Raw genomic sequence first — 20,135 nt, 5'->3', positions numbered from 1 at the left:
CCCCTGGCTCCCGTCGGGGTCGAACCGGGGTCGAACCGGGGTCGGACCGGGGTCTCACCCCCTGTAGGGCGACCGGGCGCTGTGTGACGATGGGGCCATCATGACGACCAGCAGCACCACCGGTGGCCGACCCGCCGCCACGCCGGGCCCGCCGGCTCCCGGCGCCGACGGGGCGGCGGCTGCACCGGACGATCAGCAGGTCCGCCGGGCCTGGCGCGACCTGCGCGACCCTGTCCTCGGCGGGGTCGCGGCCGGCCTCGCCGCGCACCTGGGTGTGCCCGTGCTCGCCGCACGGGTCGCGTTCGTCGTGCTCGCCTTCATCGGCGGCCTCGGCATCGGCCTGTACGTCGTCCTGTGGGCGATGCTGCCCGCCGGGCCGCCGGAGTCGGTCCTCGCGCCCGGGCTGGAGAGCGCACAGCGCACCGGCCGCCGCCCCGGGCACCGAGGCCGGTTCTCCGACGTCGGTCCCGTCGTCATCCTCGGGGTGCTGGCGGTCGGCGTGGTGCTCCTCGTCGAGTCCGTGCTCGGCACCGGGTGGTGGGTCTGGCCCGTGGGCATCGCCGTGTCCGGCATCGCCCTGCTGTGGCGGCAGGCGGACGAGGCACAGCGCGAGCGCTGGTTGGACGCCGGTGGCCGGGTCGACCCGGTCCGCATCGTCCTCGGTGGGGGTGGCTGGGCCGCCTGGACCCGGCTCGGGGCGGGGCTGTTCCTGGTCGTGGTGGCCCTGGTGCTCTTCGTGCTGCGCGACGGCACGGTCTCCACGGTGCGCGACGTCGTGCTCACCATCGTGCTCGGCGTGGCCGGCCTCGGGCTCGTCCTCGCCCCGTTCGTGCTGCGCCTGACCTCCGAGCTCAGCGAGGAGCGGGAGCGACGGGCCCGCACCGAGGAGCGGGCCGACGTCGCCGCGCACCTGCACGACTCGGTGCTGCAGACCCTCGCGCTGATCCAGAAGAACCCCGCCGACGCGGCCCGCCTGGCCCGGGCGCAGGAGCGCGACCTGCGGGCCTGGCTCTACGCCGGAGAGTCGCTGGACGACGCCACCGTCGGCGCTGCGCTGCGCGCGGCGGCCGCGGAGGTCGAGGACGCCTGGGGCGTCACCGTCGACGTGGTCACCGTGGGGGAGTGCGACCTCGTCGAGGAGCTGCGCCCGATCGTGGCGGCCGCCAAGGAGGCGACCACCAACGCCGCCAAGCACGCCGGGGTCGCCCGGATCGACGTCTACGCGGAGATCACGGCTGCCGGTGTCGACGTCTTCGTCCGGGACCGCGGGGGCGGCTTCGACACCGAGGCGACCCCCGAGGACCGTCTCGGCGTACGACGCAGCATCATCGACCGCCTCCAGCGCCACGGCGGCCGGGCCGAGATCCGGTCGGCGCCCGGCGCGGGCACGGAGGTCCGGCTGCACCTGCCGCCGCCCGTCCGGGAGCCGCGCGAGCGGGACGAGCCGGAGCGCGACCGAGCCCAGCCGCAGCGGCCCCAGCAAGACGCCCAGCAAGACGCCCAGCAAGACGCCCCGCAAGACGCACAGCACGACCCAGCCCAGCAAGACGCACGGCACGACCCAGCCCAGCAGACCGAGCAGAGCCCGAGGTGACCGCATGACCCAGACCGCCCCGCCCACCCGCCCGGGGCGGCCGTTGCGTGTGGTGGTGGTCGACGACCACTCGATGTTCCGGCGCGGCGTCAGCGCGGAGCTGATGGCCTGCAGCGGGAGCAGTGGCCCGGGTGCGCCCGCCGTCGAGGTGGTCGCCGAGGCGGCGGACGTGGACGAGGCCGTCGCGGCTGTGCGCGAGCACCGCCCGGACGTGGTGCTGCTCGACGTGCACCTGCCCGGCGGGGGCGGGGTCGAGGTGATCCGCCGGACCGCGGACCCGGAGATCCGGTTCCTGGCGCTGTCCGTCTCCGACGCCGCCGAGGACGTCATCGGCACGGTCCGCGGCGGCGCCCGCGGCTACGTCACCAAGACGATCACCGGCCCCGAGCTGCTGGATGCGATCGCGCGGGTCGCCGACGGTGACGCCGTCTTCTCCCCGCGGCTGGCCGGCTTCGTCCTCGACGCCTTCGCCGGTGCGGGCCTGAGCGCCGACCTGGCCAGCGTGGACTCCGACCTGGACCGCCTCACCGAGCGCGAGCGGGAGGTGATGCGGCTGATCGCCCGCGGCTACTCCTACAAGGAGGTCGCCAAGGAGCTGTTCATCTCGATCAAGACGGTCGAGACCCACATGTCCTCGGTGCTGCGCAAGCTGCAGCTCTCCTCGCGCCACGAGCTCACCCGATGGGCATCCGACCGGCGGCTGCTGTGAGGTGGCGCCGGATCGGCGCGCTGCTGCTCGTCGCGGCCCTCGCCGCCGCCGGTGCCGGTTGCGCCGAGGGCACCCCGCAGCAGGCCGAGCCGGGGCCGTGGCAGGCCACCCCGACCCCGTCGACCCCGTCGAGCTCAGCACCCTCCGCCTCGCCCTCGGGGCAGGCCACGACGACACCTGAGGAGTCCACGGCGCCGTCGTACTCCCGGTGGGAGCTGGGCGCCTCGCCTCTGCCCACCACCACGGCCGGGTACGGCGAGATCCGGCCGACGCCACGACAGCTGCGGGTGCGCCGGTTCCCGACCGTCGACCTGCTGCCGCCGCCGGCCGAGGGGCGCTTCGCCTCATCGGTGGGGTCGATCACCCCGCAGATCCGCAAGCGGATGGGCGAGACCTGGTCCCCGCGCTGCCCCGTGGCGCTGGCCGACCTGCGCTACGTCACGGTCTCCTTCCGCGGCTTCGACGGCGCCGCGCACACCGGCGAGCTCGTCGTGGCCGCCTCCGCCGCCGACGACCTGGTCTCGGTCTTCGCCGAGCTCTTCGAGGCCGGCTACCCGATCGAGGAGATGCGGCTGCCCACCACCGCCGACCTGCGTGCGGCACCCACCGGCGACGGCAACAACACCGCCGGCCTGGTGTGCCGGGCGAGCACCGGGGCCAGCAGCACCTGGTCGGCCCACGCCTACGGGCTGGCCATCGACCTGAACCCGTTCCTCAACCCCTACGTCAAGGGTGACCTGGTGCTGCCCGAGCTCGCCTCGGCGTACCTGGACCGCGCCCGGACCCAGCCGGGCATCATCCACGCCGACGACGTGGTGGTCCGTGCCTTCGCCCGGATCGGCTGGAGCTGGGGAGGTGCCTGGCGCAGCGCCAAGGACTACCAGCACTTCAGTGCCACGGGGAGATGATCCTCACGGCGAGGGCATTGCCCGGACGCGGGCTGGGCGGCTCTAGAGTTCGGCCATGGAGACCCTGCGCCACATCTTGCTGATCATCCACCTGCTCGGGTTCGCCGCCCTGTTCGGCGGCCTCGTCGTGCAGGCCGGACCTGGCCCCAAGAAGGTGCTGGGCATCATGCGGGACGGCGTCGGCACGGCGTTCGTGACAGGTCTGCTGCTGGTCGGGGTGCTCGAGGGTGGCGACGACCCGGTCAACCACGCCAAGGTCGCGGTGAAGCTGGTGATCGCGCTGGTCCTGCTCGTGCTGGTGATGGCCAACATGCGCAAGGATCGGATCCCGACCGGGCTGTGGGCCGGGATGCTGGTGCTCACCGTGGTCGAGGTCGGCGTCGCCGTGCTGTGGAGCCCCGCACACACCTGAGCCGTGCGCGGTGGGCGCGGCGCCGGACTCGTCGGTGCCGCGCCGTAGGCTGGTCGGAGCATGAACACGACGGCCCCCGCACTGACCGCAGAAACGCTCCTCGAGGGGCTCAACGACCCGCAGCGCGAGGCCGTCCAGCACGAGGGGACGCCGCTGCTGGTCGTCGCCGGTGCCGGGTCGGGCAAGACCCGGGTGCTGACCCGTCGCATCGCGTGGCTGATCGCGGTGCGCAAGGCGCACCCGGGCTCGATCCTGGCGATCACCTTCACCAACAAGGCCGCGGCCGAGATGAAGGAGCGGGTCGCCGAGCTGGTCGGCAACCGCGCCCGGATCATGTGGGTGAGCACCTTCCACTCCGCGTGCGTGCGGATCCTGCGCAAGGAGGTCGAGCACCTCGGCTACGAGCGGCTGAAGTCGAACTTCTCGATCTACGACGCCCAGGACCAGAAGCGGCTGGTCACGTTGGTGATCAACGACCTCGAGCTCGACCCCCGCAAGTTCCAGCCGGGCCCGGTGCTGCACTGGATCAGCAACCACAAGAACGAGCTGCGCGAGCCCGCCGAGGTCGCCGCCGACGCCGCGAACTCCAGCGACGAGGTCTACGCGCAGGTCTACAAGACCTACCAGCAGCGGCTGCGAGCAGCGAACGCGCTGGACTTCGACGACCTCATCATGGAGACCGTCCGGCTCTTTAGGACCAAGCCGGAGATCCGCGAGACCTACCGGCGCCGGTTCCGGCACATCCTGGTCGACGAGTACCAGGACACCAACCACGCGCAGTACTCCCTGATCCACCAGCTGTGCGGTGCGGACCTCGAGGAGCACGACCCGACCACGCTGGACGGTGTCGCCGCGGGCCGGGTGCCGCCCGCGGAGCTCATGGTGGTCGGTGACGCGGACCAGTCGATCTATGCGTTCCGTGGCGCCGACATCCGCAACATCATGGACTTCGAGCAGGACTTCCCCGACGCGAAGACCGTGATGCTGGAGCAGAACTACCGCTCCACCCAGACCATCCTCACCGCCGCCAACGCGGTCATCGACCGCAACGCCTCCCGCAAGCCGAAGCGGCTGTGGTCGGACGCCGGCGACGGGGAGAAGATCGTCGGCTACGTCGCCGACACCGAGCACGACGAGGCTCGGTTCGTCTCCTCCGAGATCGACAAGCTCACCGACGCCGGGTTGCGCCCCGCGGACGTCGCGATCTTCTACCGCACCAACGCGCAGTCGCGGGTGTTCGAGGAGATCTTCGTGCGCACCGGCATGCCGTACAAGGTCGTCGGCGGCACCCGGTTCTACGACCGGCGCGAGATCCGCGACGCGCTGGCCTACCTGCGCGCCCTGGTCAACCCCGACGACCAGGTGTCGCTGCGCCGGATCCTGAACACCCCCAAGCGCGGGATCGGGGACCGGGCGGTGCTGGCGATCAACCTGTTCGCCGACCGGGAGCGGATCACGTTCTACGAGGCCCTGCAGCGCGCCGGTGAGGCGCCCGGGCTGGCCACCCGCAGCCAGACCAACATCGAGGCGTTCGTGCGGATGTTCGGCGAGCTGCAGCAGATGGTGGAGGCCAAGGAGAGGCCCGACGTCGTCTTGGAGACGGTGCTGGACCGTTCGGGCTACCTGGCCAGCCTCGAGGGCTCCGACGACCCCCAGGACGCCACCCGCGTGGAGAACCTGGGCGAGCTCGTCGCGGTCGCCCGGGAGTTCGCCGAGGACCCGGTGGCCGCGCCGTCGGCCGACCCCGCCGACGTCGACGCCGGCGTGGTGGAGCCCGGGTTGGCGGACTTCTTGGAGCGGGTCGCGCTGGTCGCCGACTCCGACCAGATCCCTGATGCCCCCGAGGACGACCCGGACGCCCCGGAGGACACCGGCGTCGTCACGCTGATGACCCTGCACACCGCCAAGGGCCTGGAGTTCCCCGTGGTGTTCCTGACCGGCATGGAGGACGGCGTCTTCCCGCACTCGCGGGCCCTGGGGGACCGCACGGAGCTGGAGGAGGAGCGCCGCCTGGCCTACGTCGGCATCACCCGCGCCCGCGAGCGGCTCTACGTCTCCCGCGCCGTGGTGCGCTCGGCCTGGGGCGCCCCCGCGCACAACCCGGCGTCCCGGTTCCTCGCCGAGCTGCCGATCGACCTCGTCGACTGGCGCCGTACCGAGGCCGAGCAGACCCAGTGGTCGCGCCCGACCCTGGCCTCCGGCGGGTACGGCGGCACGGGCGAGCGCGGCGGCCAGCGCCTCGGTGCCCCCACCGCCGCCGGCCGGCGCAACTTCAGCTCCGCCGCGGCCCGCGCCGACGCCGCCGCCAAGTCCAAGCCGTCGCGGGCGATCCCGGTGCTGGCGCCCGGCGACAAGGTCACCCACGACACCTTCGGCCTCGGCACGGTCGTGTCGGTCGACGGCGTGGCGGAGAAGTCCGTGGCCTCCATCGACTTCGGCTCCGACGGCGTCAAGCGCCTGCTGCTGCGCTACGCACCGGTCGAGAAGCTGTAGCGGGCCGGGCACGGCACCACCTGGTCGGACCGGGTGGTGCCGGCTGTCAGCGCAGCGTCAGCCTCAGGGCGTGACGCCGTGGACCCGCAGCGCGGCGGCCGGGTCGACGGGGTCGCCGCCACCGGGACGCACCTCGAGGTGCAGGTGGGGGCCGGTGACGTGGCCGGTGCTGCCGACGGCGCCGATGACCTGGCCCGCGCGGACCTTGTCGCCCGGCGAGACCGAGGTGCTGGACTGGTGGCAGTACCAGATCTCCGTGCCGTCCTCGAGGGTCAGCACGGTCTTGTTGCCGTAGGCGCCGTCGAAGCCGACCGAGGTGACGGTGGCGTTGGTGACCGCGCGGAGCGGGGTGCCGGTGGGGGCGGCGAAGTCGAGGCCGGTGTGGTAGCTCGCCCACAGGCCGTACTGGCCGTAGGTCGCGGTCAGCCGGTAGCCGCTCAGCGGCAGCACCCAGCGGTTCAGCGCGATCTCGGCGGCCTCCTTCTCGGCGGCCTGGGCGAGCTCGCCCAGGGCGCTGTTGCGCTCCTCGGCGTGCCGCGAGACCTCCTCGACGAGCTCGGTGCCGGCGGCCTGGGCCAGCGCCTCGCGGTCGGAGTCGCGGCTGAGCTTCTCGGTGCGCTCGCCCACGGCGCCGGTGCCGAAGGAGCCGGTCATCGCGTTCGCGGAGGTGGCGTGCTTGTCGCTGGCGGAGACCAGCTCGGGCTCGGCGGAGACGACGGCCCCGCCCATGGCCACCGCGAGGGTGGCGACACCGGCGACGACGGGCATCGCGGGCAGGCCGCGCGGGAGCGGGCCGCGGCGTCCGGCGGGCCGGACCGCGCGGCGCTTGCCTGCCGGCTGCACCGGGCGGAGCTGGGTGGTGGAGGAGTCGGTCAGCGCGTCCAGGGCGATGTCGCCGAGCGCGGGCAGCTCCACGGTGGGGGCGCGGTCGAGGATGCCGGCGAGGTCGCGGTAGGTCGGCGCGGGAGCCTCGGCGGGCAGCGAGACCGGCGCCTGCGGCTCCATGAGCACGATCGGCTCGGCCTCGAGGCTCAGGTCGACGGCGTGCAGCTCCGGGGCGAGGGCGGGCGTCGCGGCCAGTTCGTCCTGGCGACCGGCGACCCGCTTGCCGACGTACTTGCTCTGCGCGGCGCGCGTCGAGGCAGGCGAGGTCGAGCGGCGACGCGGCGCGCGGTGATCCGCTCGGTGGCTACCCATTCGACTACTGACTCCTTGAGGGACGACGTGCAGGCTGTCTCAACCCCTGCCTTTTCGTCCGAGACGCCCGAGTGGCTCCGACCGAGGGGGCCATCTCGACGACAGCCGGCTGAGACGTGCAAATCGACCATAACTGATCTGCCGACCCCTCCGAAATCCTTGTCTCAGACGTTGTGTAGAACCCTCGAACCTGGGTACGTCGCGCCGTCGCGCGGTGACGCCTGTCACGTCCTGCTGCCCAGGGGTCGTCCTACTGGCGGGTCAGGACTAGGGTGCCTGAGGGTGTGCCCACGGTTGCGCACCCTCCCTCTGACCCAGATGTGAGGACGTATCAGTGGACCTGATGGAGTACCAAGCGAAGGAGCTCTTCGCGAAGCACGGCGTGGCCACGACCATCGGTGTGGTCGTCGAGACCCCCGAGGAGGCCAAGGCCGCTGCGGAGAAGATCGGCGGCGTGACCGTCATCAAGGCGCAGGTCAAGGCCGGCGGCCGGGGCAAGGCCGGTGGTGTGAAGCTCGCCAAGACGCCCGACGAGGCCTTCCAGTACGCCACGGACATCCTGAACCTGACGATCAAGGACCTCCCGGTCAACCGGGTCCTGGTGACCCCGGCCACCCCGCCGGAGGAGGAGTACTACTTCTCCTTCCTGCTGGACCGGTCGAACCGCCAGTACCTGTGCATCGCCTCGGTCGAGGGCGGCGTGGAGATCGAGGAGGTCGCCAAGACCAACCCCGACGCCGTGAAGAAGATCGCCATCGACCCGGGCAAGGGCGTCGACGCTGCGAAGGCCCGTGAGATCGCGACCGAGGCCGGCTTCCCCGAGCCCGTCTTCGAGCAGGCCGTGGAGCTCATCGAGAAGCTCTACACGGTCTTCACCGAGGAGGACGCGACCCTCGTCGAGGTCAACCCGCTGGCCCGCCTGGCCGGCGACAAGCTCGAGGCCCTCGACGGCAAGGTCTCCCTCGACGACAACGCCTCCGAGGTCCGCCACCCCGACCACGAGCGCTTCGAGATCCGCGAGGAGGCCGACCCGCTCGAGGCGAAGGCCAAGGACCTCGGTCTCAACTACGTCAAGCTCGACGGCCAGGTCGGCATCATCGGCAACGGCGCGGGCCTCGTGATGAGCACCCTGGACGTCGTTGCGTACGCCGGTGAGAAGCACGGCGGCGTGAAGCCGGCGAACTTCCTCGACATCGGCGGCGGCGCGAACGCCACCGTCATGGCCAACGGCCTCGACGTCATCCTGAACGACGAGCAGGTCAAGTCGGTGTTCGTGAACGTCTTCGGCGGCATCACCGCCTGCGACGAGGTCGCCAACGGCATCAAGGGCGCCCTCGAGCTCCTCGGCGACAAGGCCACCAAGCCCCTCGTCGTACGCCTCGACGGCAACAACGTGGACGCCGGTCGCGCGATCCTGAACGAGCTGAACCACCCGCTGGTGACCCTCGTCGACACCATGGACGGCGCGGCCGACAAGGCCGCCGAGCTGGCGAACGCCTGAGCCGAGAGATAGACAGGAAGCGATAACAGAGATGTCCATCTACCTCAACAAGGACAGCCGCATCATCGTCCAGGGCATCACGGGCGGCATGGGTGCCAAGCACACCGCGCTGATGCTCGACTCGGGTGCCACGATCGTGGGCGGCGTGAACGCCCGCAAGGCCGGCACGACCGTCAGCCACAAGGACGCCGACGGCAACGACGTCGAGCTCCCCGTGTTCGGCACCGTCGCGGAGGCGATGAAGGAGACCGGCGCCAACGTCTCGGTGCTGTTCGTGCCGCCGGCCTTCACCAAGGCCGCCGCCATCGAGGCCATCGACGCCGAGATGCCGCTGATCGTCGTCATCACCGAGGGCGTCCCGGTCCAGGACACCGCCGAGGTCTGGTCCTACCTGCAGGGCAAGAAGACCCGGATGATCGGCCCGAACTGCCCCGGCATCATCACGCCGGGCGAGTCGCTGGCCGGCATCACCCCGCACACCATCGCGGGCAAGGGCCCGGTCGGTCTCGTGTCGAAGTCGGGCACGCTGACCTACCAGATGATGTTCGAGCTGCGTGACTTCGGCTTCTCCACCGCCATCGGCATCGGCGGCGACCCGATCGTGGGCACCACCCACATCGACGCGCTGCAGGCGTTCGAGGACGACCCGGAGACCAAGGTCATCGTGATGATCGGCGAGATCGGCGGCGACGCCGAGGAGCGCGCCGCGGACTACATCAAGGAGCACATCACGAAGCCGGTCGTCGGCTACGTGGCCGGCTTCACGGCGCCCGAGGGCAAGACGATGGGCCACGCCGGCGCCATCGTCTCCGGTTCCGCCGGCACCGCGGCCGCCAAGCAGGAGGCCCTCGAGGCCGTCGGCGTGAAGGTCGGCAAGACGCCGTCCGCCACCGCCGAGCTCGCCCGGGAGATCCTGAAGTCGCTGTGACCTGAGGTCCTGCGGCCCGCAGGCCCGTACGACGAGAGCCCGCCACCTCCCCGGAGGTGGCGGGCTCTCGCGTTCTCACGTCGCTGCCCGGGTGACTGCCCGGGTGACTGCCCGGGCCGGCGGGCTCCTGAGCGCGGCCCGGGAGGCTCAGCCGGCGTCGTAGGGCGGCATCTCGGCGAGCCGCTCGCCGGCACGTCGAGCGAGCGCCACGAAGTCCGAGGGAGCCATCTGCGCGCGGGGCGCGGCCACGAACACCAGCAGCGCCAGGGCACCGCCGCGGCGCACCACCGCGACGTCGTACTCGACAGTGCGGTCCCCGGGCAGGGCGGTGCTCAGCCGCCACGCGCTCAGCGAGCGGGGGCCGGCGTCGCTCCGGGCGAGCTCGCGGACCTCCGTGCCGGCGCTCTCGTCCCGGTCGGGGCAGGCGGCGATCTGCTCACGCAGCCGCTTGACGAACGCACGCGCGCTCGTCGCCGGCAGCGAGCCGACGGTCTCGGTGATGCCGAACTCGGTCGGCAGCTTGGCTCCGTCGATGACGAAGGCGCGGTACTGGTTGTCGGCGATCCGCTGCTTGCGGAAGCTGCCGAAGAGGTGGATGGTGTCGCAGCCGATGGCGCCGGCGTCGGCGCGGTCCTCGGTCAGGTCCAGCACCGGCGTCCCGACCCAGCGGCCGCGCTCCTTGCTCAGCGGCGGCAGGTCGACCTCGGAGAGCAGCCACGGGACCTCGCCGGTGCGGAAGGCGTCCCGGGCACTCAGCACCTGCTTCTTCTCCGCGCACGGTCCGCCGCCGGCCAGCGCGCACATCCGGGACACGGCCGCGGCCAGCAGCTTCACCACGCCGTCGCGGTTGGCGCTCTGCGGGGGAGCCGGCGTCGCGAACGAGACCGTGGTGGTGAACAGCCCGGTGCGGGCCACCCCGATGACGTACGTCGTGGCGTCCTCGGCCCGCGACCGCAGCACCATCACCGCGGCCCGGTCGCCGATGCCGCTGACCGAGGCGGTGCTGACGAGCTGGATCCGGGGCACGGCCTTGGGGTCGTCGCCGGGCGAGGGGCACCCGGCGAACCAGCGCACCGTGCGCCGGAAGGTGCCGGAGGCACGACGCTCGTTCAGCGACGCCTCGGCGAACTGGGTGACCGTGCGGGTGGGGCCGGAGTTCGCGGCGCCGGCGCGGAAGGTGCGCGCCCAGGCCGCGGTGCCCCTCGGGTCGGCGTAGCGGACAGGCTGGCACGGCAGCAGGCGGCCGTTGCCCTCGGAGTTGTCCACGGTGGCGCCCTCGGCCCACTTGGCCCGGGGCAGGGCCCGCTGCACGGCGTCCACGCCGAGCAGCGCGGTGGCCGGCAGCGCGCTCACCGCCGGGCTGGCCGGTGGCGGCGCCGAGGTGCTGGGCAGAGCCTCGCGGTCCAGCGCGGGCCGGGCGCCCGTGCTGTCCACCGCGACCGCACCACCCGCGACGAGCGCGACCACCGCGGCGGTCGCGCCGACGGCGGTGTGCACCCGGCGCCGGGCGATCCCGGCGCGGCGGATGATGGTGACCCGCGGCCACGTGACGTCGCGGGTCGTCGCGGCCAGCGACGACAGCGCCAGCGGGATCGCGGAGGTGGGGATCTCCAGCTGGGTGGCCATCCGTGCCGCCCCGTGCTGCAGCTCTCGCTCGGCGGCGTCCAGCGGCAGGGCGACCTCCTGGGCCATCTCCGCCATCGTCACCGCGGCGAGCTGGGTGAGCAGCAGGGCCTTGCGCTGCGGCAGCGGCAGCGCGCCGAGGGCGTCGAGGGTGCGTCGGCTCTGCGGGTCGACGTCCTTGCGGCGGCGCATCGGCCGGGTGCTGCGCCGGCGCAGCGCGATGCGCCACGCGGTCGGGCGCACCGACATCTCGGGGTCCTCCAGGCGCGAGATCTTGCGCCAGTGGTGCCAGGCGACGACGTACGCCTCGCGGACCGCGCTGCGGGCCACGGTGAGGTCGCCGGTCAGCGCGAAGGTCTGGAGCAGCAGCCGGTCGCGGCTGGTGCGGTAGAACGCGTCGAAGGTCTCGGTGAGCTCGGCCTGGGTGACGTACGCCGGCCCGCCCCTGCGGCCCGCCGCGGGACCCGCGGTCGGACCGGGCGGGGGAGCAGTGGACGGCTCACTGGACGGCCCGCTGGAGCGCCCTCCGGACCGCTCACGTGCCTCACGGCCGGGCCGGTCCTCCGAGCGGTCCCGGGCTACGCGGCCCGGGCGGTCGCGCCGGCGGTCACCGGCCCGGTCGCCGGAGCCCTTGTCGGAGCCCTTGTCGGCGCGCTTGCCGGAGCCCTTGCCGGAGCCCTTGCCGGAGCCCTTGCCGGAGCCCTTGCCGGAGCCCTTGCCGGGATCCTCGCTCGAGCCGTCACCGGGGCGGTCGTCGTCGCCGGAGCCGCCGGACGTCCCCCGTGACCTGCCGCCGAAGCCGCCGCCGAAACCACCGAAGCCGCCGCCCGCCGGCGGCGCGGCGCGCCGGGCGCCGCCGCGTCGGGGCCGGCCCCCGGGCAGGGAACCGTCTCCGGAAGAGGCGCTGGGAGGTGGTGCGGTCATGATCGGACAACCGTACGACCCGGCCCGGGGCCCTGCCCAACCGCGTCTGCGGGTGCAACCTGGGCTGTTGCGGCGTGGCGCCCCGCCCACCCGTGGCTGCGGGCGTGAAGATGGGCGGACCATGACGTCGCTGCAGTCGCCCCCGGCCCGTCGCTCCTCCCGGTCCCGCGGTTCGGGACACCGGACCGACGCCGAGTTGCGCCGCGACCTGGCCACCCAGCGGCCGCTGGTGCCCACCGCCACCCTCGGCGGTGCGATCGCGGCCGGCGGCCCCCTGCTGGTCTGCCTGGCGCTCGCCGTCGTGGGCTGGTTCCTCACCGATGCCGGCAGCCAGGGCACCCCCAGCGGCGCGCTGCGCGTGGGCGCGCACGGCTGGCTGGCCGCACACGGCTCCACGGTGGCCGTCGAGGGCATCCGGATCACCGCGATCCCGCTGGGGCTCACCCTGCTCTGCGCCTGGACGGCGTGGCGGCTGGGGCACCGGGTGGGGGAGTCGGTCTCCGGGCACGGTCCCGATGCCGACCGGATCGCGGACGGTGAGCGCGACTGGACCGTCCCGCTCGCCGGTGCCCTGTTCGCCGTCGGCTACGTGGTGGTCGCGGTGCTCGCCGCCGCGACGGCCGCGACCGCCGTCTCGGCGCCCAGTCAGCCGCGGCTGGTGCTGTTCTCGCTCCTGCTCGCCGGCGGGGTCGGCACCACGGCCATCGCCTTCGGGTCCGGCCGCGCCGCGATCTGGCTGCCTGCCGTCCCGGCCGCCGTCCGCGACGTCGCACTGGTGGCCTGGCGCGTGCTGCGCGCCTGGCTCGCGCTGAGCGCGCTGCTGCTCGCCGGCGCCTTCGTCTGGGACTTCTCGACCGCCGCGAACGTGGTCTCCCAGCTGCACGCCGACGCGGGCGCGCTCACCCTGCTCGTGGTGATCACCGCGCTCGTGCTGCCCAACGCGGTGCTGTTCTCCAGCGCCTACGCGCTGGGGCCGGGCTTCACCGTCGGCACCGGCACCACGGTCTCCACCGGGCTGGTGGTGCTGGGGCCGCTGCCGATGTTCCCCCTGCTGGCCGCGCTGCCCGACCAGGGGCCGACGCCGTGGTGGACCGACTGGCTGATGCTCGTCCCGGTGCTCCTGGCCTTCGTGATCGCCGCCCGGGTGCAGCGCGATCGACCGGTACTGGCCTGGGACCGCGCCGCGATCCGTGGTTGTGCCGGCGGCATCGTCGCGGGCGTCGCGCTGGCCGTGGTGACCGTCCTCGCCGGCGGCGCCGTGGGGCCGGGCCGGATGAGCGAGGTCGGGCCGTACACCTTCGACGTGCTGCTGCACGCCGTGACCTCGTTCGGCATCGGCGGGCTGGTGGGTGCCGTGCTCGTGTGCTGGTGGCAGCGCGACGGCGCGGGCCGACTGGCCTCGGCGCGCGACGCCGTGACCTCCCGGCTCCCCGGGCGGCACTGAGCCCGGCGCTGGGCCCGGCGCTGGGCCCGGCGCTGGGCCCGGCCCTGAGCCCCGCACTGCCGCCGCAGCCGCACCGCCCTAGAATCCGGCCGTGCCCAGCCCCCAGCGTCTCGTCGTCCTGGTGTCCGGCTCCGGCACCAACCTCCAAGCGCTCCTCGATGCCTGCGCCCAGGAGTCGTACGGCGCCCGCGTGGTCGCGGTCGGCGCCGATCGCGACGGGATCGAAGGGCTCGCGCGCGCCGAGCGCGCCGGCATCCCCACCTTCGTCGTCCGGGTGGGCGAGCACGCCGACCGCGCGGCCTGGGACGCCGTGCTCGCCGCGGAGGTCGCCCGCCACGAGCCGGACCTGGTGGTGCTCGCCGGGTTCATGAAGCTCGTCGGTCCCGCCTTCCTGGACCGCTTCGGCGGCCGCACCCTCAACACGCACCCGGCGCTGTCGCCGGCCTTCCCCGGCATGCACGGCCCGCGCGACGCCCTGGCGTACGGCGTCAAGGTCACCGGCGCCACGCTGTTCCTCGTCGACGCGGGCGTCGACACCGGCGCGATCGTGGCGCAGGCGGCCGTGCCCGTCGAGGCCGACGACTCCGAGGAGACGCTGCACGAGCGGATCAAGGTCGCCGAGCGCGCGATGCTGGTCGAGGCGGTCGGCCGGATCGCCCGCGAGGGCGTCACCGTCGAGGGTCGGCGCGTCCGTTTCGGCCGTTGAGCCGTCCCCCCGTCCGGAGACCTCCCCGTCCGGAGACTCCCGGCCGCGCGCGTCGCGACTTGTCCTTCCCGATTCCATCCCCACTATTGGGTAAAGAACCCCCGCTCCCCATCCGAAGGCGGCGTCGCATGCTGGCCCCAGACCCTGCTTCCACCTCCGTCCCGGCGCCGCGCGCCCGCCCGCACCGTGACCCGTACCGCGACGCACCGGTTGGCGCTGGCCGCCGTGCCTACCGCACGCTCGTGGTGGTCCTGCTCGGTGCCGTGGTCGCGGCCGGCACGCTGCTCGCGCCGGGCAGCGCCCGTGCGGGCGGTGCGGCCGGCACCCGTGCCGCGACGGCCGCCGCGCCGGCACCGACGGTGGACGCTCGCGCGGTGCGCAAGGGCACCCGGCTCGCTGTGAAGCCCAACCGGATCAGCAACGGCCAGGTGGTGCGGGTGCGCGGCAAGGTGCCCGGCGGGCCCCGCAAGATCCGGGTCCAGGTGCACCACGGCAAGGGAGCCTGGCAGCGCGTGGCCACCACGCGCACCCGCAAGACCGGCACGTTCAACGTCCGCGTCGCGCTGTCGGTGCCCGCGTCGGTGAGCCGCCTCAAGGTCCGGGTCCTGGCCCCGCGGGCGAAGGTGCGTGGCAAGAAGCGCGCCGCCGCCGTCACCCCGAGCCGCGTGGTGATCTCACGCGGCGCTCCGATCGGCACCACGACCGAGCGGCAGGTGCTCACGCTGGCGAACCGCGAGCGTGCCGCGGCGGGCTGCGGACCGCTGGTCATGGAGGCCCGGCTGCGGGCCGCCGCCCGGGGCCACAGTGCCGACATGGCGGCGCGCAACTACTTCAGCCACGACTCCCTCGACGGGCGCACCTTCGCCGACAGGATCGAGGCCGCCGGCTACCGGTCCTGGCAGCTGTTGGGGGAGAACATCGCGGCCGGGCAGCGCAGCGCCACCGAGGTGATGCGGGACTGGATGAACAGTCCCGGGCACCGCCGCAACATCCTGAACTGCTCCTTCACCGAGATCGGCGTCGGGCACGTCGTCCGCGCCCGTGACGGGCGCGCCTACTGGACCCAGGACTTCGGCCGCCGCTGAGCCCGCACAGGGCTGGGCGTCCGCTCGCCAACGTGCCGCCGAGCGCGATCGCCACTACGATGTGCCCACCACGACTGGCGCAGGTGGGCAACCACCAGGGAGTGGCCGGGAGCGCACGGCGCACCCGGGCGAGACCGGCATCGACCGCCTGGGTGCCCTCATCGAGATCGAACGATCCCACCACCGATGAGGAGCTGAACCCGAAGTGAGCGACACGTCCGCCAAGCAGGTGCCGATCAAGCGCGCGCTGATCTCCGTCTTCGACAAGACCGGCCTCGAGGACCTCGTCCGCGGCCTGCACGAGGCGGGTGTCGAGCTGGTCTCCACCGGCGGATCGGCGGCGCTGATCGACGACCTCGGGCTGCCGGTCACCAAGGTGGAGGACCTCACCGGGTTCCCCGAGTGCCTCGACGGCCGGGTCAAGACGCTGCACCCCCGGGTGCACGCCGGCATCCTCGCCGACCGGCGCCTGCCCGAGCACGTCGCACAGCTCGCGGCGCTCGACGTCGCCCCGTTCGACCTGGTCGTGGTCAACCTGTACCCCTTCGCTGCCACCGTCGCCTCCGGCGCCGGCGTGGACGACTGCATCGAGAAGATCGACATCGGCGGCCCGTCCATGGTCCGCGCCGCCGCGAAGAACCACCCCTCCGTCGCGATCGTCACCGACCGCGCCGACTACCCGCGCGCCCTCGAGGCGGCCCGCAGCGGCGGCTTCACCTACGCCGAGCGCAAGGTGCTGGCCGCGAAGGCGTTCGTGCACACCGCGACGTACGACGTCCAGGTGGCCTCCTGGATGGGCAGCGTGCTCACCGACTCCTCCGCCGTCGACGGCGAGTCCACGGGCTTCCCTGCCTGGATCGGCGCGACCTGGGACAAGGCGGCCGTGCTGCGCTACGGCGAGAACCCGCACCAGCCGGCCGCGCTGTACACCTCGGGCCAGGGCGCGGGCGGGCTGGCCGCGGCCACCCAGCTGCACGGCAAGGAGATGTCGTACAACAACTACGTCGACACCGACGCGGCCCGCCGCGCGGCCTACGACCACGGCGACCTGCCGACGGTGGCGATCATCAAGCACGCCAACCCGTGCGGCATCGCGGTCGGCGCCGACGTCGCTGAGGCGCACCGCCGGGCCCACGAGTGCGACCCGGTCTCCGCCTTCGGCGGCGTCATCGCCACCAACGTCCCCGTCTCGGTGGAGATGGCCGAGCAGGTCGCCGAGGTCTTCACCGAGGTCATCGTCGCGCCCGGCTACGACTACGGCGCGGTCGAGGTCCTGGCGCGCAAGAAGAACATCCGCATCCTCCTCGCCGAGCCGCTCACCGCCGGTGGCGTCGAGACCCGCCCGATCAGCGGCGGGCTGCTGGTCCAGCACGCCGACCGGTTCCAGGCCGAGGGCGACGACCCCGCCAGCTGGACGCTGGCCAGTGGCGAGGCCGCCGACGAGCAGACGCTGGCGGACCTGGCGTTCGCCTGGCGCGCGGTGCGGGCGGCGAAGTCCAACGCGATCCTGCTCGCCAAGGACGGCGGCGCGGTGGGCATCGGCATGGGCCAGGTCAACCGCGTGGACTCCTGCAAGCTCGCCGTGGAGCGCGCCAACACCCTCGTCGAGGGTCCCGAGGGCGCCGTCGAGCGTGCCCGTGGGGCGGTCGCCGCCTCGGATGCGTTCTTCCCCTTCGAGGACGGGCCGCAGATCCTCATCGAGGCCGGCGTGAAGGCGATCGTGCAGCCGGGCGGCTCCGTGCGCGACGAGCTGACCGTCGAGCTGTGCAAGAAGCACGGCGTGACCATGTACTTCACCGGCACCCGGCACTTCTTCCACTGAGCCTGCTCGCGCAGCGCCGCGCCTCGGGTGGGTCGCCGGTCGTCACCGCCCGCCCGCCCGAGGGCGTCGCCCGCGCAGGCCGCCACGACCGTATCTGGGAGGATTCACCCCGTGACTGCACGCAAGCTCGACGGCAACGCCACCGCCGCCGCGATCAAGGACGAGCTCAAGGTCCGCGTCGCCGCGCTCCAGGAGCGGGGGATCACTCCCGGCCTGGGGACCGTGCTGGTCGGTGACGACCCGGGCTCGCGCTGGTACGTCGGCGGCAAGCACAAGGACTGCGCCGAGGTCGGCATCGCCTCCATCCGCGTCGACCTGCCCGAGACCGCCACCCAGGCCGAGATCGAGGAGGCCGTCGCCGGCCTCAACGCCGACCCGTCCTGCACCGGCTACATCGTGCAGCTGCCGCTCCCGCGCGGCCGCGACGAGAACCGGGTGCTCGGCCTCATCGACCCCGCCAAGGACGCCGACGGCCTGCACCCCACCAACCTCGGCTGGCTGGTGCTGGGCAACGAGGCGCCCCTGCCGTGCACGCCGTACGGCATCGTCGAGCTGCTCCGCCGTCACGACGTGCCGATCGCCGGCGCCGAGGTGGTCGTGGTCGGTCGCGGGGTGACGGTCGGCCGCCCGCTGGGGCTGCTGCTCACCCGTCGCTCGGAGAACGCCACCGTCACGCTGTGCCACACCGGCACCCGCGACCTCGCCGCGCACGTGCGCCAGGCCGACGTCGTGGTGGCGGCGGCCGGCGTCCCGGGCATCGTCACCGGCGACATGGTCAAGCCCGGCGCGGCCGTGCTCGACGTCGGTGTGAGCCGGGTCGAGGGCAAGATCGCCGGCGACGTCGCCGCCGACGTGTGGGACGTGGCGGGCTGGGTCTCGCCGAACCCGGGCGGGGTGGGCCCGATGACGCGCGCGATGCTCTTGGCCAACGTGGTCGCCATGGCCGAGAAGGTCGCCGACGGCGGGGCAGCACGCTGAACGAGCAGGCCCCCGGACCGGGTGCGGCGGGGGAGGAGCAGCCGGCTGCGCCCTCGCCCGCACCGCGGCGCCGGCTCCCCTCGACGATCGGCGGCGCCTGCTACCTCGCCGTCCTGCTGCTGACCCTGGTCGGGATCGTCGTCGCCGGGCTCTCGGACTGGCGGGCGGGGGTGCGCATCGTCTCGGCCGCGCTCGGCATCGCCGCCGTGCTGCGCCTCGCCCTGCCCGAGAAGGACGCCGGCATGCTCGCGGTGCGGCACCGGCTGTTCGACGTCTGCACCCTGCTGCTGTTCGGGGTGAGCCTGTTCGTGCTCGCGGGCGCGATCCCCGACCAGCCCGTCTGACGTTCGGCCGCCTCGGCACGCCTGTCGTTTCGGGCAGGGGCGGCGGGGAAGGCACCCCACGTGCCAGCGCTCTCCGGCTCCCGTGGGCGCCGACTCCCTCTCGCAGTCACCCTCACCCTCACCGCCGTCCTGTCCCTCGTCGTGACACTGGTCGTCGTGACGGTCGTCGCGGCCTTCGCGCCCGGCCCGTCCGGCACCGCGCCGCGGCCGCCGGCCCTGTCGCCGGTCACCGGCACTGCGGCCGTCACGGACCCGCGGGAGTGGGCGGAGTCCCGCTGGCAGGTGAGCGTGCCCGGCGCAGGCGAGACACCGCTGCCGACCCAGGCAGGATCACCGGTCCTGCGTAGCTGGGCGGGGATCGGAGTGCTCGTCGGTGTCCGCTACGTGCTCGGCCTGGACGCCCGGACCGGCGACCGGCTCTGGGAGCGCTTGCTGCCCCGGCGTTGCAGCGTGTCCGACACGACGCCGTACGCCGGGTCGTCGAGCGCCTACCTGGCCGTCGTCACCGGAACCAGCTGCTCCGAGCTCCTCCTCCTCGACGTCCGGACCGGGGCCGAGCGGTGGCGCGTGACGGCGGGCTTCGATGCGAGCCTCGCACAGGTGCCCCTCGTGGCCGCGGGGGAGCGTGCGGTGACGGTGATCGACCGTTGCGAGACGGTGTGGCGCTTCGACCTCGCCACCGGACGCGAGCTCGCGCCGTTGGCCGGCCTCGGCGCGCAGAGGTGTGGCGCGGTCACCGTCGACACCGACGGTGTGAGCATCGTGGCGTGGGTGCGGACGAGCGGGGATGGTGCGCCGGGCACGCTCGTCGTCTTCGACGCGGACTCCGGTGAGGTGCTCTGGCGCCGCCCGGGCACCCGCACCCTGGACCGGCTGAAGGTCCTGAACAGCTCACCGCTCGTGCTCGAGGAAGGCGGACGGAGAGGAACCGTGGTGCGCGAGTACGTCTCCGCGACCGGGCCGCCGACCACCCTGTGGTCCGGTTCCGCACTCGATTACGAGGACGATGCGTGGCTGATCGGCACGGGTGCCGCGACCCTGTTCGGGGTCTTCGGGACGCCGTGGAGCGCCACCCCGGTGCGCGGGTACGAGCTCGGCAGCGGGCGGGAGCCGTGGGAGTGCAGTGTCGACCAGGCCGTGGTCGGTGTCGACGATCGCGGCGTGCTGGCCGTGGTGACGGAGCTCGCAGATGTGGGGATGGCGCACACCTTCGCCCGGGTCACCCCGCAGGGACGCACCGAGCTGCTCGGCCGGATCCCCGCCGAGTGGTACGCCGGCGACCGCGGGTTCGAGGTCCTCGTGCACGGCGGGCTGGTGCTCCTGACCAGCGGCGACGGCCGGTACCGGTCGGTGGAGCCCGGCCACCCCGCGCCCGACGGCGGCGACGCGTGCTGAGCGCTGCTTGGTCCTACGCCCGTGGCGTCGTACGACGACGGGGGCTGCCGGACCCGGCAGCCCCCGCTCCTC

The 20,135-nt window shown here is 73.5% G+C and carries 16 protein-coding genes and 1 riboswitch; of the genes, 14 read left to right on the top strand and 2 right to left on the bottom strand.

Annotated features, from left to right (window positions below; genetic code table 11):
• Positions 1-100: 100 nt before the first annotated feature.
• The 5 genes from KG111_RS14545 to pcrA are packed head-to-tail and all read left to right on the top strand — an operon-like array spanning position 101 to position 6,116.
• A complete protein-coding gene (locus tag KG111_RS14545; RefSeq protein WP_205291000.1) occupies positions 101-1,594 on the top strand; it encodes an ATP-binding protein in 1,494 nt (497 codons plus the stop codon).
• A 4-nt stretch (positions 1,595-1,598) separates the two neighbouring features.
• On the top strand, positions 1,599-2,303 hold the full coding sequence (locus KG111_RS14540) for a LuxR C-terminal-related transcriptional regulator (protein ID WP_205290999.1): 705 nt from the start codon (positions 1,599-1,601) through the stop codon (positions 2,301-2,303).
• On the top strand, positions 2,276-3,211 hold the full coding sequence (locus KG111_RS14535) for a M15 family metallopeptidase (protein WP_205290998.1): 936 nt from the start codon (positions 2,276-2,278) through the stop codon (positions 3,209-3,211). Before KG111_RS14540 ends, KG111_RS14535 begins: the two co-directional genes overlap by 28 nt.
• Positions 3,212-3,266: 55 nt before the next feature.
• Entirely contained in the window at positions 3,267-3,623 is a 357-nt protein-coding gene (locus tag KG111_RS14530) for a hypothetical protein (protein WP_205290997.1), read from the top strand.
• Positions 3,624-3,683: 60 nt separating this feature from the next.
• Complete coding sequence (pcrA, locus tag KG111_RS14525) at positions 3,684-6,116, top strand: DNA helicase PcrA (protein WP_205290996.1); 2,433 nt, start codon at positions 3,684-3,686, stop codon at positions 6,114-6,116.
• Between the two features lie 63 nt (positions 6,117-6,179).
• Here pcrA and KG111_RS14520 read toward each other — a convergent pair whose 3' ends face one another.
• Positions 6,180-7,313, bottom strand: a complete 1,134-nt coding sequence (locus KG111_RS14520) for a M23 family metallopeptidase (RefSeq protein WP_205290995.1) — start codon at positions 7,311-7,313, stop codon at positions 6,180-6,182.
• Between the two features lie 334 nt (positions 7,314-7,647).
• Between KG111_RS14520 and sucC the strand changes: the two genes are divergently transcribed.
• Entirely contained in the window at positions 7,648-8,814 is a 1,167-nt protein-coding gene (gene sucC / locus KG111_RS14515; protein WP_205290994.1) for an ADP-forming succinate--CoA ligase subunit beta, read from the top strand.
• A gap of 31 nt (positions 8,815-8,845) precedes the next feature.
• Positions 8,846-9,742, top strand: a complete 897-nt coding sequence (gene sucD, locus KG111_RS14510) for a succinate--CoA ligase subunit alpha (RefSeq protein ID WP_205290993.1) — start codon at positions 8,846-8,848, stop codon at positions 9,740-9,742.
• Between the two features lie 147 nt (positions 9,743-9,889).
• Here the strand turns inward: sucD and KG111_RS14505 are convergent, their stop codons facing one another.
• Entirely contained in the window at positions 9,890-12,289 is a 2,400-nt protein-coding gene (locus KG111_RS14505; protein WP_205290992.1) for a SigE family RNA polymerase sigma factor, read from the bottom strand.
• Positions 12,290-12,410: 121 nt separating this feature from the next.
• Between KG111_RS14505 and KG111_RS14500 the strand changes: the two genes are divergently transcribed.
• The 7 genes from KG111_RS14500 (at position 12,411) to KG111_RS14470 (ending at position 20,063) form a co-directional block, all read left to right on the top strand.
• Positions 12,411-13,733, top strand: a complete 1,323-nt coding sequence (locus KG111_RS14500) for a cell division protein PerM (RefSeq protein WP_205290991.1) — start codon at positions 12,411-12,413, stop codon at positions 13,731-13,733.
• Between the two features lie 91 nt (positions 13,734-13,824).
• Entirely contained in the window at positions 13,825-14,439 is a 615-nt protein-coding gene (gene purN, locus KG111_RS14495) for a phosphoribosylglycinamide formyltransferase (RefSeq protein ID WP_205290990.1), read from the top strand.
• A gap of 128 nt (positions 14,440-14,567) precedes the next feature.
• Positions 14,568-15,524 (top strand): CAP domain-containing protein, encoded by a 957-nt coding sequence (locus KG111_RS14490; RefSeq protein WP_205290989.1) that lies wholly within the window; start codon positions 14,568-14,570, stop codon positions 15,522-15,524.
• A 60-nt stretch (positions 15,525-15,584) separates the two neighbouring features.
• A riboswitch (ZMP/ZTP riboswitch) is annotated at positions 15,585-15,685 on the top strand.
• 44 nt (positions 15,686-15,729) lie between these two features.
• On the top strand, positions 15,730-17,346 hold the full coding sequence (purH, locus tag KG111_RS14485; protein ID WP_205290988.1) for a bifunctional phosphoribosylaminoimidazolecarboxamide formyltransferase/IMP cyclohydrolase: 1,617 nt from the start codon (positions 15,730-15,732) through the stop codon (positions 17,344-17,346).
• Positions 17,347-17,457: 111 nt separating this feature from the next.
• Complete coding sequence (locus KG111_RS14480) at positions 17,458-18,324, top strand: bifunctional methylenetetrahydrofolate dehydrogenase/methenyltetrahydrofolate cyclohydrolase (RefSeq protein ID WP_205290987.1); 867 nt, start codon at positions 17,458-17,460, stop codon at positions 18,322-18,324.
• On the top strand, positions 18,216-18,668 hold the full coding sequence (locus KG111_RS18355; RefSeq protein ID WP_249666385.1) for a DUF3017 domain-containing protein: 453 nt from the start codon (positions 18,216-18,218) through the stop codon (positions 18,666-18,668). The genes KG111_RS14480 and KG111_RS18355 overlap by 109 nt, the downstream gene beginning before the upstream one ends.
• Positions 18,669-18,824: 156 nt before the next feature.
• Complete coding sequence (locus KG111_RS14470) at positions 18,825-20,063, top strand: outer membrane protein assembly factor BamB family protein (RefSeq protein ID WP_205290986.1); 1,239 nt, start codon at positions 18,825-18,827, stop codon at positions 20,061-20,063.
• The last annotated feature ends 72 nt before the right edge of the window (positions 20,064-20,135 follow it).

Origin of the sequence: Nocardioides faecalis, from assembly GCF_018388425.1 — a bacterium.
Lineage (GTDB): Bacteria > Actinomycetota > Actinomycetes > Propionibacteriales > Nocardioidaceae > Nocardioides > Nocardioides faecalis.
Note: the sequence above shows the minus strand (reverse complement) of the source record. Positions and strands in the feature narration are given on the sequence as shown.